The organism is Natronococcus sp. JC468, from assembly GCF_012163165.1.
Classification (GTDB): domain Archaea; phylum Halobacteriota; class Halobacteria; order Halobacteriales; family Natrialbaceae; genus Natronococcus; species Natronococcus jeotgali.
In genome coordinates, this window is record NZ_JAAVUO010000029.1 from 14,345 (window position 1) to 27,171 (window position 12,827).

The window sequence follows — 12,827 nt, forward strand, 5'->3', positions numbered from 1 at the left end:
CAGCGGCCTTCGGTCTGCTACTTGCAGGGTGCGTGGTACGGCGCGATTCGATCGGCCCTCCGTTTTTCGACGGGAGTTCGTGCACTATCCCGTTGGTTCGAGTTCGCATTCGCGCGGTCAGTGAGCAGCTACTGTCGCGCCCGATCGTCAAGTCCGGGATCGATCTGCTCGAGGGCGGCGGCGCCGCGATCACCACGTCGTCCACCGACGGACGCCGAGTTGTCACGCGCTCTGATCGGTGGTCACCGGTCGGTTCTCCACCTTCGAGTTCTCCGGGACGGACGAGTCGATCGGACGCTGGCACGGGCTTTCGTGTAGCGATCGCACGCAATCACGACGTTCTCGCTGCGCGACGACAACGTGCCCGAGACGGGTATCAGTCGCGCGGACGGACGCGATGCCAACGACTATGTGCTCCTGGGAGCTGCGTCGAACCGGAACCCACCGATGCGGGAGTATCTGATCGCGATCGTCGCGGGAGTCGTTCAGGGGATCGTGGAGTGGTTGCCGGTCTCGAGCCAGGGGAACCTCTCGATGGTGCTCGCGATCATGCGGGTGGACCCGGAGGCGGCGGTGCAACTCGCGCTGTTCTTCCAGGTCGGAACGACCCTCTCCGCGGCGACGTACTACCGGGACGACATCGCGACCGCGCTCTCGAGCGTCCCGGACTGGCGTCCGTCGTCGGCCTACGACGGCGACAGCGCGATCGCGACCTACGTGGTCGTCGCCAGCCTGATGACCGGTATCATCGGCATTCCGCTGTACGTCTTCGCGGTCGATCTCGCCGGACAGGTGTCGGGCGGGCTCTTCGTCGCCGGGATCGGCGTCCTGTTGATACTGACGGGCGTCGTCCAGCTCGCCTCGGAGTCGGTTTCGATGGGCGGGCGCGACGACCCCACCCTGGTGGATTCGCTCGTCGTCGGGAGCGTACAGGGGCTCGCGATCCTCCCGGGAATCTCTCGTTCCGGCGTTACGATGAGTGCGCTCCTGTTCAGAAGCTACGAGCCGCCCGCCGCGTTCCGGCTCTCGTTTTTGCTCTCGATTCCCGCCAGTCTCGGGGCGGCCGCGCTCACGATGGCGGACGCCGGCGGGGTGCCCGGAATCGGCGTCGGGCCCGCGGCCACCGCGCTCGCGGTGAGCGCCGCCGTGGGATACCTGACGATCGACGCGTTGATGCGGGTCCTCGAGCGGATTCCCTTCGCGGCGGTCTGTTTCGGTCTGGGCGGGTTGGCCGTCGTCGGGGGCGGGCTGGTCTCCGTGATCGCGTAGGTCGCCCGCGCTCGAGCCGTCCGTCTCACCCCCGAACGTCGGTCCCCTCCGAGTCGCTTACGGGAGTCGAAAAGGCCTCGAACGTCGTGCAACCGCAGGACTTGCAGCCGTCGGGACTGCCGATCGGCATCATGCTGCCGTCGGCGAGCTCCCTGGCCGCGTACGTCCGTCCACACGTCGCACAGACGGCGAGTCCGCGTGATTCGTCCACCATACCGTACCGGGACGCGCGAACCGGATAAGTGACGTGTGAGTGTAGCCGTAGTAACAGCGGTTCCTCGAGCGGTTTTGCGGCCGATCGGTCGGCGCGCCGTCCCGAGCGCCGCGACCGGAACTCGACTCGCTTTTGGACGGGGCGACCCACTGGCGGACTATGGCCGACTCCCAGGGGCTCGCCGAACAGACCGCACTCGGGATCGTCGCGGCGGTCAGCGGCGTTCTCGCGCTGGCGCTCGTCCTGCCGTACCTCCAGTACGTGTTGCTCGCCGTCGTGCTCGCGTACGTCCTCGCGCCCGCCCAGGCCGCCCTCGAGCGGGTGCTGAGCCCGACTGCGTCGGCGGTGTCGCTACTGGCGGGCTCGCTACTCGCGCTGGTCCTGCCGGTGTTGTACGTCCTCGTCGTCGCCGTCCGCCAGGCCTCCGCGCTCGCGGACACCGTTCAGCGGCGGGGACTGGACGCGACGGCGATTCAACGGCGACTCGAGGCGTTCGGCTACCGGTTCGATCCCGAGGCCGCGCTCGCGGCTTACGAGGCCAATCAGGACCGGATCGACGACGGCCTCCACGGGCTTCACGGGGCGGTGACGGGCGCCCTCGAGTTCCTCGGCGGGCTCCCGTCGATCGCGTTCGGGCTCACGGTGACGGCGTTCGTCCTCTTCGGGTTGCTCCGGGACGGGGATCGCTTCGTCGACTGGCTCCAGACGGTCGTACCGATCGGCGACGACGCCAGGGACGAACTGTTCGCCGAACTGGATCGGCTCATGTGGGCGTCGGTGGTCGGCAACGTGATCGTCTCGGCCGTGCAGGCGGTGCTGCTCGGAGCCGGCCTGTGGGTGCTCGAGGTGTCGGGCGTCGTCTTCCTGACGGTCGCGACGTTCGTGCTCGCGCTGCTCCCGCTCGTCGGCGCGTTCGGCGTCTGGGTGCCGGCGTCGGGCTACCTCCTCGCCGTCGGCCGCCCGCTGGCGGCGCTGGGGTTGGCCGGTTACGGCGCGCTCGTCAGCGCCTCCGACATGTACCTCCGACCGGCGATCATCGGCAAGAGCGGCGCGCTCAGTTCGGCGGTGATCGTCGTGGGCATCTTCGGCGGCGTCGCGGTGTTGGGCGCCGTCGGGCTGTTCGTCGGTCCCGTCGTCCTCGGCGCAGCCAAGGTCGCGTTCGACCTCTACGGTCGGGAACGACGCGACGCGTCGGTGTAGGATCTCGGCCGTGTGTCGCCGCCCTCTCGCGTCGAACGGTTCGCCACACCTGTCCGAGCCGACTCCGGTGGCCGGCTACGCTCCCTCGTCCCGACCTCGAGACCAGACGTTCGTCACGGAGTCGCCGTTCGGGGGCGTGTGGCTGACGTCTTTCATCGTCTGGGTGGTGTGTTTCGACATGGCTCGCCGTTCCTATCGAGCACGGATAACTGTTTCGGTAGTGGAATAATTACAATATAATGTGTTTATACACCGTGGTACGGGGTGGCTACGGGCGGTCCTCGAGCCGGGTCGAAAACGCGACGGGATCTCGTCGAGCGAGCCCGAATTAGGCGTCTGTAACGCGGATCTCGCCGTCGGCGGTAACGGTGACCGAACAGTCGTTGTACTCGAAGGTTACCGAGCCGTCGCTCCGGAGGCCGTCGGCCCGGGGCTCGAACAGGCGCTCGAGCGCCTCCGGGTTGACCGCGTAGTACAGCGGGTCGAGATCGATCGGATCGGCGTCGCGGTAGGTCGCGACCGCCTCGGCGATCGCGACGCTGAGCGGCACGTCGTCGAGTCGGTCGTACTGGGTAACGTAGCAGTCGGTCGTCGATACGGAGATCGATTGTGGCGTCGTTTCAGTCATAGTGCCCCACTGTGAGTCGTCGACGATCCTTCTCGACTCCGGGCAAAGAGTCTGATCGTTAACCGTGTAACGGTCGGTCGGATCGGCGGTTAAGATATTAACCGTCAGTCGTCACGCCCTCGAACAGCGTCCCGAAGAGCTTCCCCTCGACGTACCGCACGTGCTTGTGAAACGCCGGCGGCGAGATCGACAACGAGTCGGCGACCGCCTCGCCCGTCGTCTGACGGGGCCACTCGAAAAAGCCGCTGTGGTACGCCGTCCGGATGACCTCCCGCTGGCGGGGCGTGAGCTGTTCGAGCAGCGCCTTGCGCGCCGGCCCGCCGAGCGAGGGGACGTCGTTCGAGGGGCGGTCCCGCCGCGCGATCATCGAGGCCGAGAGACCGCGGCGCTCGAGCGCCGAGAGAACGGTCCGGAGTTCGAGTCCCGCGGGGAGATCGACTGTCGCTCGGCGGTCCGTCCCGTCGCAGACGAGTTCGCGCAGCGTCGCGCCGTGGTTCCCGACGATCGTTCCGACGAACGGTCCCATCACCCGGAGCTGGACGAGCGTGCGGTCCGCTGAGGCGGTCAACACCGCCGGGTCCTCGACACCCTCGACCGACGCCTCGAGCTCGTCGGCGTCGATCGCGGGCTCGAGGGAGACGAACGCGAGCGCGGCGCCGTCGTCCTGCAGGGTCGCCCCCTCGAACGCGAGCCGGCGGTCGAGGCGGTCGGCGAACCGGCACAGCGGCGACGCGGTCGTCAGTGCGAGTTCGACCTCCGTGACGTCGTCCTCGAGCAGCGCGTTCTTTCGCTGCACGGCGTCGATCGCGTACGCGATCGTCTCGCCGAGCTCCGCGAGGACCGACTCGAACGGCTCGTCGAAGGCGTTCGGTTCGTCGCCGTACGCCGAGAGCACGCCGTAGAGGTGGCCGTCGTACACCAGCGGCACCGAGAGCACCGACTGGAAGCTCCGCGAGAGCGCGTCGGTTCGCCAGGCCCCGTCCTGGACGTTGTCGGCGACGTTTCCGACGACGATCTGACGGCGGGTTCGAGCGGCTCGGCCCGACGGCTCCGCGGCGGAGTCGTCGACGGCCGTCGCCGTGATCGCCTCGAGGTAGCCCCGCTCGAGGCCGGCGCGGGTCCGGGGTCGGATCCGGCTCCCGCTCGGGTCGGGGTCGCCGATCCAGGTGAACGAGCAGCCGTCGGTCTCGACGAGCGTGTTGCAGACCCCCCGTTCGATCGCCTCCCGCGAGTCGGCCCGCAGCAGGTGTTCCTCGATTCGCTGGCGTACCCGACTGGCGGCGTTCAGTCGCTCGAGGTGACGGTTCTGTCGTTTCAGCTCGCGCTCGCTGTCGTGGAGGCGGCGGGTCTGCCCGATCCGGTCGAGCGCCGCCTCGGCGGTGGTCGCGAACAGCTGGACCAGCTCGACGGTGTCCTCGTCGTATCGGTCGGCGGCGGTCGACACCGCGGCGAAGACGCCGTGTTCGCCCAGCGGGATGTAGAGGCCGCTCCGGACGCTCGTCGAGGCGTCGTAGACGTGTTCGGACTCCCGGACGTCGCCGAACACCGACGGCTCGCCGGTAGCGAACGTCTCCCAGGTGATCCCCTCGTCGGGCTCGAGGCGCGGCGGCGTACCGATCGCCCGCTCGAGCTCGCTCGAGTACGCCGCCGGCACGAGTTCGTTGCGGCACTCGTCGAACCGGTAGACGATGCTGTCGAGGTCGAGGACCTCGTCGGCGACGTCGACAATGTACTCGCAGGCATCCGCCTTGGAGTCGACGGTCAGCAGGTGGCTAGTGGCCTCGTGGAGCGCGTTCAGCGCGTCTCGGTACTGGGCGCGTTCGGTGACGTCGATCGCGACGCCGATGACGCGGGTGACCGCGCCGTCCTCGACGACGGGGCGGTACCACGACTCGAACGTCCGATCGCGGATCCGGCGCTCCTCGTGGACGGACTCGCCCTCGAGGGCCGCCCTCGCGTCGGCGCGGATCTCGGGGTACGCCTCGAAGAGCTCGAAGAAGGACTCGCCGAGGGCCTCGGTCGACTCGAACCCGATGTTCTCCAGGCCTCGCCCCTCCGAGAGCGTGATCGTCCCCTCGTCGTCGAGGACGTAGTGGATGACGGGCGCGTTCTCGACGACCATCCGCAGGCGCTCGGTTCGCTCGGCCAGCTTCCGCTCGCTCTCGATCCGATCGGTGATGTCCCGGAAGTAGACCGAGAGTCCGGTCTCGGATGGGTAGGCGTGGATCTCCATCCAGATCCCCAGCGACTCCGAGTAGCGGTCCCAGGAGACCGACTCCTGACGGTCCATCGCCTCCTCGAACCGCTCGAACAGCTCCGAGCGGAACCCGTGGGGGAACAGCTCCCGGACGTCCTCGCCGAGCAGTGCCGACCGGGGGGAGCCCAGCAGCTCCACGGCTCGGTTGTTGACGTACGTGAACCGCCAGTCCGCGTCGAGGGCGTAGAACGCGTCGCTGACACGCTCGAGCGACTCGGCCAGTCCGCGCTCGAGCCGGTAGTAGCGGGTGACATCGCGGACGGAGGCGACCACCCCGCCGACGGCGGGATCGTCGAGGTGGTTCGCGAGGGTCGCCTCGTGAACGCGCCAGGAGTCGTCCCGGCGATAGCGGTAGCCGACGGTTCGGGTCTCTCCCGGCGGATCGGCGCGGACGGCGTCGAACGCGTCCGCGACGGCGGCCCTGTCCTCGGGGTGGACGGCGTCGAAGATCCGATCGACGTCGAACGGGGTCGCCTCGAGCCCGGTGACGCGCTCGAGTCCCGGCCCCGCGTCGGCGAGCCGTCCCGCGTCGTCGAAGACGAGCATCAGGTCCGAGGAGTGCTCGAGCAGCGACCGGTACCGCGCCTCCGGGCAGTCGCCCGACGCGACCGACAGCCGAAGCCGCTGTGCGAGGACCGACGGGCGTTCGCTCTCCCGCGCGCCGACGACGTCGGCCGCGCCCGCGGAGAGCAACGCGTCGACGTCGGCCTCGAGGACGTCGTCGACGACGAAGACCACCGGGAGCCGCTCCCCCGCCTCGCGGAGGACGTCCCGATCGTCGGTCAGCACGCAGTCGACGGCGGCGAGTCGCTCGGACGCGAGGTCGCGGGACGGATCGGCGTCGACGCGGACCGCATCGCGGTCCGCGAGGGCGGTCGCCGCGCGTTCGGTCCAGGGGTGCGAGCCGACGACGAGCGCGCGAACAGGCCTCGCCCCCGCGGGCTCGAGTCCGGAATCCATACCTCCGCTGGGGCGGGCGCGGGTAAAAACGTCGCGACGGTTCAATCGTGCGCCGGCGTCGGGGTCGCCGACGGCTCAGAAGCCGATCGGCGAGCCGTCCTTGCGGGGTTCGGTCGCGCCGGACAGCGTCTCCCCGTTTCGACGGACGGCCTGGGCCCCGCCGAACATCACCGGCGGGAGGACGGCGACGTCGTGGCCCTTGCGGGCGAGCTTGGCGGCACCGGGCAGCCGTTCCTCGATCGCGAGCCGGCCGTCCTCGCGGTAGCGCCAGCGCGGGCGGTCGAGCGCCTCCTGGAGGTCCATGTCGTAGTCGACGAGGTTCGAAAGCACTTGGACGTGGCCCTGGGGCTGCATGTACCCGCCCATGACCCCGAATGCGAGCCAGTCGTCCTCGTCGAGCCTCGCGATCGCGGGGACCAGCGTGTGAAACGGCCGCTTGCCCGGCTCGAGACTGTTGGGGTGGTCGGGGTCGAGCGAGAACGAGGAGCCGCGGTTCTGGAGCGCGATCCCGGTGTCGCCCGCGACCAGGCCGCTGCCGAAGCCGGCGAACCGCGAGTTGATGTAGGAGACGAGGTTGCCCGCCTCGTCCCCGACCGTGAGCAGGACGGTGTCGGCGTCCTCGGCCGCGCTCGTCGGCACTCCGATCTCGGGATCGCGGATCGGCGCGTCGCCGATCGCGTCGGCGCGCTCGCGGGCGTACGCCTTCGAGGCCAGCGGCGGGACCGCCTCGAACTCGGGGTCGGCAACGTAGTGGTGGCCGTCGACGAACGCGAGCTTCGTCGCCTCCGCGAAGGCGTGGACCCGCTCGGGCGAGTCGTAGTCGTGCCCGCCCGCGCCGATCTCCTCGGCGATGTTCAGCGCCTCGAGCGCGACCAGTCCCTGGTTGTTCGGCGGGAGTTCGTACACCTCGCAGCCGTTGTAGGTCGTGCTGACGGGCTCGACGAACTCCGGCGAGAACTCGGCGAGGTCCTCGCGGGTCATAAAGCCACCTGCGGACTGGATCTCCTCGACGATCTCGTCGGCGATCTCGCCCTCGTAGACGGCGTCTGCACCCTCCTCGGCGATCTGCTGCAGGGAGTCGCCCAGCCGCGGCAGCGTGACGGTCTGCCCGACGTCGGGCGCTTCGCCGTCGAAGAGGTAGGCCTCGCGGGCGTGCTCGTCGGTGAAGAGCTCCTCGGCGCCCGCCCAGTGGCCCGCGACGATCGGCGAGACGGGATATCCCTCCGTCGCGTAGTGGATCGCGGGCTCGAGGGCCTCCGCGAGCGAGAGCGTCCCCAGCTCCTCGATCGTCGCCTCCCACCCGCGGGCCGTCCCGGGAACCGTCACGGCGTGGGGGCCCAGGAACGGCATCTCGAGGGCATCGCCGCCGGCGCCCCCGTCGACGGCGTACCCGCGGGACTCGGGATAGTACCCCGAGACGTCGTCGGCCTCCTCGAGGGCGCCGCGGACGTTCTCGATCGTCGCGTCGGCCGGCGCGGGACCACACGAGCGCATCGCGCCGACCTCGCCGTCGGCGGTGCGGTACAGCGCGAAGACGTCCCCGCCGAGTCCCGTCGAGGTGGGTTCGACGACGTTGAGCGCGGCCGCGGTCGCGACCGCGGCGTCGAAGGCGTTCCCGCCCTCCCGCAGGATCGACAACCCCGCCTCCGCGGCGAGGGGCTGGCTCGTCGCGACCATCCCGCGGTTGGCGTAGGCCGTCGAGCGCCTCGAGTCGAATCGGTCCGGATCGACTGCAGTGTCCATCGATCGTACGAGCATCGTCACCGTGCAAAACGCTAGCGGTCCCGGAAGGTTCGTCGGGCCCGCCCTCGAGCCCTCACTCGAGGACGAGCGGTTCGTGGATCGCCCGGTAGCCCGCGCCGGCCTTGAGGGGCTCGAGCGCGCCGACCTCGCGGAACCGTATCTCGCGTTCCATCTTCGTCATCACGGGCGTGTCGTAGTGGACGGCCTCGTAGGAGAGGTCCTCGCCCTCGCGGCGGCGCTGGGCGACGAACTCGCGGTGGCGCTCGAGGCGGCGTCGCCCGATCGTCCGCGACAGCTCCGGTGCGTCCTCGATGCGGTCGGCGAAGACCTCGCGGAAGGCGTCCTCGAGTTCGTACCCGATCGAGTTCCGCCCGGCACACAGCGCCGCCAGCGAGGTCGTGCCCGTCCCCCAGAACGGGTCGAGGACGGTGTCGCCGTAGGTCGAGTACATACAGCACAGCCGGTAGGGGATCTCGAGGGGGTAGGCCGCCGAGCGCTCCCGGAGCTCCTCGTGGTCGTCCTCGAGGGCCTGGAGCTCCCCGCGAACGTCGGTCCAGACGTCGGTGAACCAGCGGTTGCGTTCCTCCCAGAAGTACGCGGCCTCGTAGCGTCGATCGGCGCCCGGTTCGTACGAGCGGCTCTCCCCGCCGTTGCGAAAGACCAGGACGTACTCGTGTTCGAGCGTGACGTAGGCGTTGGGCGGGATCATCCCGCTGCCCATGAACTTGGCCGCGCTGTTGGCCGGCTTGCGCCAGAGCACGTCCGGCAGGGGGTCGAACCCGCGGGCCTCGAACGCCTCGAGCACGCGGGCGTGGTTGGGGTAGACCCGGAAGCTGTCCTCGAGCGTGCGGGTCGCGTCGCCGACGTTGATACAGGCGATGCCGCCGTCGACGAGGACGCGCTCGAGCTCGTCCCAGACGGCCTCGAGCTGGGCGTGCATCGCCTCGAAGGCGGCCCGCCCGTCGCCGTCCTCGAGGGCCGTCCCGATCGCGGGATCGAGCGTAGTGAAGAGGTCGTCCCACATCTCGATCATCGGGTACGGCGGGGACGTAACGACGAGCTCGACGGAGTCGTCGTCGACCGCCGAGAGCTCGCGAGCGTCGCCGACGACGACGCGGTGGGTCGTCTCCATCGAGTGGAGTGTGTCGGCGTCGCCCCCTTAGCTCCTTCGTCGAGGGCGTCGAGGGCGTCGACGGCGTCCGAAAGAACGAGTCCGCGAGTTACTCCTCGTCGGCGTCGCCGGCCTCGGCCTCGAGCTCCTCGTCTTCGTCCTCGTCCTCGTCGGCGTCGATCTCGGTCGCCGGCTCGAACTCCTCGATCGGCTCCCAGTCCTCGTCGGCGTCGCCGCCGAAGCGACGGCGCAACGCGGCGATTCCGACGAGCAGCCCGGCCGCGAGCAGCAGCCGACCGAGCCAGCCCGAGGAGCCGCTGTCCTCGAGTTCGGCGTCGGGTTCGGCCTCGGCCGATTCGTCAGCCTCCTCGGTCTCGGCCTCGGCGTCCTCGGCGCCGCCCGTCACGTCCTCGATGATCTCGGGCTCCTCGACGTCCTCGAGGGAGACGTCCTCGAGGTCGGTCGACCCCCGACCTGCGAGGTAGCCGATCGCGGCACCGACGCCGACCAGCGCGCCCGCGATCGGGAGGTTCTGCGAGCCGCCGTCGCTCCCCTCGGCATCCTCGACGGCCTCGAGGATCGAATCTCGCATCGAGGAGTCGAGCCCCTGCCCGACCAGTTCCTTGACGACGAGTTCCGACAGCGTCCGATCGGATTCGGTCTCTTCCATACATCGGCCATTGGCATCCCCATACATAGGTCTATCCAACGAGACGGTCAATCGTGACGAATAGTAACAGGCCACAAGGGGTGGTACTCGCCGACTGTCCACGCACTGCTCGAACATCTTCGGCGCTCGAGTGGGGGCGGAGAGAACATCGGCGCTAGCGATCACATAACGAAAGGGGTCGGACCGAACGAACGGATATGAGCGTGTTTCGGCGGTCTGGCGTCTTCGGGCGGACGACGCGTCGGCGCGTCTTCGACGCCGCCGCCGCGGTCTCGGCGGGCGCAGTCGAGGCCGTTTCGGTCGGTCTCTGGTTCGCCCTGGCGGCCGGCTCGCGGACGACGGCGACGGCGCTCGTCGGCGCCGCCGTCCTCGTCTGCGGGACCCTCGTCCGGACGCGGATCGTCGCCGCGGCCGTCGACGGCTGGCGGGTCGGTCGCGGCCCCCGCCGAGTCGGGCTCGCGCTCGCGGTCGCGGCGGGCTGGATCTGCTGGCTGTTGGCGGCGGAGAACGTCGGCTCGTCCGCAGGGGCGATCGTCTCGACGGCACTGCTCGGCGCCGGACTCTCGGTCCAGTTCGCGCTCGAGGACGCGGGCTGTCGGCCGCGATCAGCCGACGCGGATCGGCTGGCGTCGATCGTTCCGGGATTCCTGCTGGCGCTCGGCGCGGGCGGGCTGCTCCGGGCGAGCTGGGCGTCCGGTTGGGCGATCGTCTCCCCGCCGCTGCCCCTCGGCGCGACGACGGCCGTCGTCCGGATCGAACCCCTCCAGCTCGGCCTGCTCGGGTTCGCCGCGGTCGCGGTCGCGGCCCACCATCGACGGCTGCGGCGGCTCCTCGCGTCCTGACGGCGGTCGTCCGCGGGCGAGACCGAACGGTAGAAGGGTCCCGATCGTCTCGAGCGCGTATGGAGGTTCTCGGTCGGCTGCTGGGGATGCTCGCGGTGTTGCTGATCGGCGCGGGGCTGCGATCCACGGGCGCGCTGAACGCCGCCAGAACCGCCCGTCTCAACGCGGCGGCCTACTACGTCGCTCTCCCGGCGCTCGTGTTCGTCGGGACCTACGACCAGTCGATCGCCGACCTGCTTTCGGCGGAGCTGTTCGTCGGCTCGCTGGTCGTCCTCTTCGCGACGGGTACCATCGCCTGGATCGCCTCCCGCGATCGGCTCTCGACCGACCGCCGGAGCGTCGCCATCATCCAGTCGTACCACTCGAACCTCGGCTACCTCGGACTGCCGCTGGTCGCCGCGACCTTCGACGCGCGGGTGACCGCGATCGCGAGCGTGCTCCTGGGGTTCGTGACGCTCGTCCAGCTCCCGCTGACGATCGTGGTCCTCAGCAGCTTCGGACGGGCCGACACCGACATCGGTCGCGAGCTCGGCGCTCTCGCGACAAATCCCGTGTTGCTCGCGCTGATCGCCGGCCTCGGGGTCGGCTCGGTCGGCGTGACGTTCCCGGACGGCGTCGCGGCCGGCCTCGACGCGCTGGGGTCGCTCGCGCTCCCGCTGGCGCTTTTGTGTGTCGGCGCTGCCCTGCAGATCGACGCCGACGCGGTCGATCTCGAGGCGGTCGGCTCGGTCGTCGCGCTGAAACTGTGCTGTATGCCGCTGCTGGCCTGGGCGGTGTTCTCGGCGCTCTCGGTCGACGGCGCCACCTTCACCGCGGGCGTCGTGATGCTCGGGATGCCGACGGCGGTGTCGACGTACGTCTACGCCAACGAACTCGGCGGTGAGTGATCAGCACAACAGGTGAACCCTTTGAGACAGATGCTGGATCTGTTCGACTTCAATGTGGTGAGGCAGATGCTGAGATGTGTTCAGAACTTCTGCAGACCACTCGACGCCGAGTTCGCCTCGCTGAACGTCTTCGCGACCACCGTCGCCTCCGTGGGTAGCCTGTTCGTGCTCATCACGCTGCTGGGCTGACTCCGTCGACGTCGCGCCCTCGAGGGACTCGCTACGGCGTCGGGGTTCCCGCCGGATCGTTGGCCAGCTCCGGGCGAGCGAGGACGACGTTGATCACCGCCCCGAGCAGGATCAGGATGCCGGCGAAGTAGAGCCAGGTGACGAACAGGAGGACGGCGCCGAGGGCGCCGTAGGCCGCGTACCGTGCGGCGTTCGCGGCGTAGATCTGAAAGCCCACCTGCAGCACGGTCCAGCCGACGGCGGCGAAGGCCGTCCCCGGAACGATCTCCCGGACGGTGACGGGGATCGGCGGCAACACGTAGTAGATCGGGAGGAACACAAGGAAGAGACCGATCAGCAGGGTCACCCAGCTCGCCAGTCCGGCCAGCGGGACGACGTCGGCGGCGATCCCGAGGACGGCGCCGACGACGAGCATCAGGACGATCGCTCCGGTTCCGGCCAGGATCACGGTAAACCCGTCCCGGATCTCGTCGACGAGCGTGTCCTCGGCGACTTCGTCGTAGACCCTGTCGAACGCCCGGCTGAGCCCGCGAAACACCTTGAGCGCCCCCCACGAGGCGACGGCGAGGGCGACGGCCGTCGCCTCGCCTCGCCCCGATTCGGTCGTCAGCGCCTCCGCGACCAGCTCCTGGCCCGCCGGCGGAAGGAAATCGCCCGTAACCAGAACCAGCCGTTCGGCGGCGTCTTCGCCGCCCAGCAGCGAGCCGACGACGAGCGCGAGCAGAACCATCGGGATCAACGAGACGAACGCGTAGTAGGCGAAGCCGGCCGCGAGAAAGGTGATCTCCCGGTCCTTCGTCGTCCGATAGATCGAACGAAGCACCGCCGAGATCCGCGTCGTATCCATACGCCTGCTA

12 protein-coding genes are annotated in these 12,827 nt (G+C 69.5%); 5 read left to right on the top strand and 7 right to left on the bottom strand.

The window, feature by feature from the left end:
* Positions 1-447 precede the first annotated feature (447 nt).
* Positions 448-1,269, top strand: coding sequence for an undecaprenyl-diphosphate phosphatase (locus tag GWG54_RS15170; RefSeq protein ID WP_167938572.1), 822 nt, complete (start codon positions 448-450; stop codon positions 1,267-1,269).
* A gap of 25 nt (positions 1,270-1,294) precedes the next feature.
* On the opposite strand, the gene GWG54_RS15175 is transcribed toward GWG54_RS15170, so the two are convergent.
* Positions 1,295-1,483 (bottom strand): hypothetical protein, encoded by a 189-nt coding sequence (locus tag GWG54_RS15175; RefSeq protein WP_167938573.1) that lies wholly within the window; start codon positions 1,481-1,483, stop codon positions 1,295-1,297.
* Between the two features lie 159 nt (positions 1,484-1,642).
* Here GWG54_RS15175 and GWG54_RS15180 point away from each other — a divergent pair, with 159 nt between their 5' ends.
* Positions 1,643-2,683 carry an AI-2E family transporter gene (locus tag GWG54_RS15180; RefSeq protein ID WP_167938574.1) on the top strand — a complete coding sequence of 347 codons (1,041 nt, stop codon included), beginning with the start codon at positions 1,643-1,645 and terminating at the stop codon, positions 2,681-2,683.
* Between the two features lie 328 nt (positions 2,684-3,011).
* Here the strand turns inward: GWG54_RS15180 and GWG54_RS15185 are convergent, their stop codons facing one another.
* The 5 genes from GWG54_RS15185 to GWG54_RS15205 form a co-directional block, all read right to left on the bottom strand.
* On the bottom strand, positions 3,012-3,311 hold the full coding sequence (locus GWG54_RS15185) for a HalOD1 output domain-containing protein (protein ID WP_167938575.1): 300 nt from the start codon (positions 3,309-3,311) through the stop codon (positions 3,012-3,014).
* 97 nt (positions 3,312-3,408) lie between these two features.
* Positions 3,409-6,528, bottom strand: a complete 3,120-nt coding sequence (locus GWG54_RS15190) for a PAS domain S-box protein (protein ID WP_167938576.1) — start codon at positions 6,526-6,528, stop codon at positions 3,409-3,411.
* A 75-nt stretch (positions 6,529-6,603) separates the two neighbouring features.
* Complete coding sequence (ggt, locus tag GWG54_RS15195; RefSeq protein ID WP_167938577.1) at positions 6,604-8,271, bottom strand: gamma-glutamyltransferase; 1,668 nt, start codon at positions 8,269-8,271, stop codon at positions 6,604-6,606.
* A gap of 73 nt (positions 8,272-8,344) precedes the next feature.
* The gene (locus GWG54_RS15200; RefSeq protein WP_167938578.1) at positions 8,345-9,403 is read right to left on the bottom strand and encodes a site-specific DNA-methyltransferase; all 1,059 of its coding nucleotides are present in this window, start codon (positions 9,401-9,403) and stop codon (positions 8,345-8,347) included.
* An 88-nt stretch (positions 9,404-9,491) separates the two neighbouring features.
* Positions 9,492-10,052 carry a hypothetical protein gene (locus tag GWG54_RS15205; protein ID WP_167938579.1) on the bottom strand — a complete coding sequence of 187 codons (561 nt, stop codon included), beginning with the start codon at positions 10,050-10,052 and terminating at the stop codon, positions 9,492-9,494.
* A gap of 197 nt (positions 10,053-10,249) precedes the next feature.
* Here GWG54_RS15205 and GWG54_RS15210 point away from each other — a divergent pair, with 197 nt between their 5' ends.
* From GWG54_RS15210 to GWG54_RS15220, 3 genes are read left to right on the top strand one after another with little or no spacing between them, the layout of a single operon-like run.
* Positions 10,250-10,894, top strand: a complete 645-nt coding sequence (locus tag GWG54_RS15210) for a hypothetical protein (protein WP_167938580.1) — start codon at positions 10,250-10,252, stop codon at positions 10,892-10,894.
* Between the two features lie 59 nt (positions 10,895-10,953).
* Positions 10,954-11,781 (top strand): AEC family transporter, encoded by an 828-nt coding sequence (locus GWG54_RS15215; RefSeq protein WP_167938581.1) that lies wholly within the window; start codon positions 10,954-10,956, stop codon positions 11,779-11,781.
* 30 nt (positions 11,782-11,811) lie between these two features.
* Positions 11,812-11,970: a hypothetical protein gene (locus GWG54_RS15220; RefSeq protein WP_167938582.1), complete on the top strand. Its 159-nt coding sequence runs from the start codon at positions 11,812-11,814 to the stop codon at positions 11,968-11,970.
* Between the two features lie 31 nt (positions 11,971-12,001).
* On the opposite strand, the gene GWG54_RS15225 is transcribed toward GWG54_RS15220, so the two are convergent.
* The gene (locus GWG54_RS15225; RefSeq protein WP_167938583.1) at positions 12,002-12,817 is read right to left on the bottom strand and encodes a YihY/virulence factor BrkB family protein; all 816 of its coding nucleotides are present in this window, start codon (positions 12,815-12,817) and stop codon (positions 12,002-12,004) included.
* Between the last annotated feature and the right edge of the window lie 10 nt (positions 12,818-12,827).

What these genes read in the sequence shown, in the direction of transcription:
- GWG54_RS15170 (WP_167938572.1), top strand. Translation starts at nt 448, where the DNA reads ATGCGGGAGTATCTGATCGCGATCGTCGCGGGAGTCGTTCAGGGGATC.
- GWG54_RS15175 (WP_167938573.1), bottom strand. Translation starts at nt 1,483, where the DNA reads ATGGTGGACGAATCACGCGGACTCGCCGTCTGTGCGACGTGTGGACGG.
- GWG54_RS15180 (WP_167938574.1), top strand. Translation starts at nt 1,643, where the DNA reads ATGGCCGACTCCCAGGGGCTCGCCGAACAGACCGCACTCGGGATCGTC.
- GWG54_RS15185 (WP_167938575.1), bottom strand. Translation starts at nt 3,311, where the DNA reads ATGACTGAAACGACGCCACAATCGATCTCCGTATCGACGACCGACTGC.
- GWG54_RS15190 (WP_167938576.1), bottom strand. Translation starts at nt 6,528, where the DNA reads ATGGATTCCGGACTCGAGCCCGCGGGGGCGAGGCCTGTTCGCGCGCTC.
- ggt (WP_167938577.1), bottom strand. Translation starts at nt 8,271, where the DNA reads ATGGACACTGCAGTCGATCCGGACCGATTCGACTCGAGGCGCTCGACG.
- GWG54_RS15200 (WP_167938578.1), bottom strand. Translation starts at nt 9,403, where the DNA reads ATGGAGACGACCCACCGCGTCGTCGTCGGCGACGCTCGCGAGCTCTCG.
- GWG54_RS15205 (WP_167938579.1), bottom strand. Translation starts at nt 10,052, where the DNA reads ATGGAAGAGACCGAATCCGATCGGACGCTGTCGGAACTCGTCGTCAAG.
- GWG54_RS15210 (WP_167938580.1), top strand. Translation starts at nt 10,250, where the DNA reads ATGAGCGTGTTTCGGCGGTCTGGCGTCTTCGGGCGGACGACGCGTCGG.
- GWG54_RS15215 (WP_167938581.1), top strand. Translation starts at nt 10,954, where the DNA reads ATGGAGGTTCTCGGTCGGCTGCTGGGGATGCTCGCGGTGTTGCTGATC.
- GWG54_RS15220 (WP_167938582.1), top strand. Translation starts at nt 11,812, where the DNA reads ATGCTGGATCTGTTCGACTTCAATGTGGTGAGGCAGATGCTGAGATGT.
- GWG54_RS15225 (WP_167938583.1), bottom strand. Translation starts at nt 12,817, where the DNA reads ATGGATACGACGCGGATCTCGGCGGTGCTTCGTTCGATCTATCGGACG.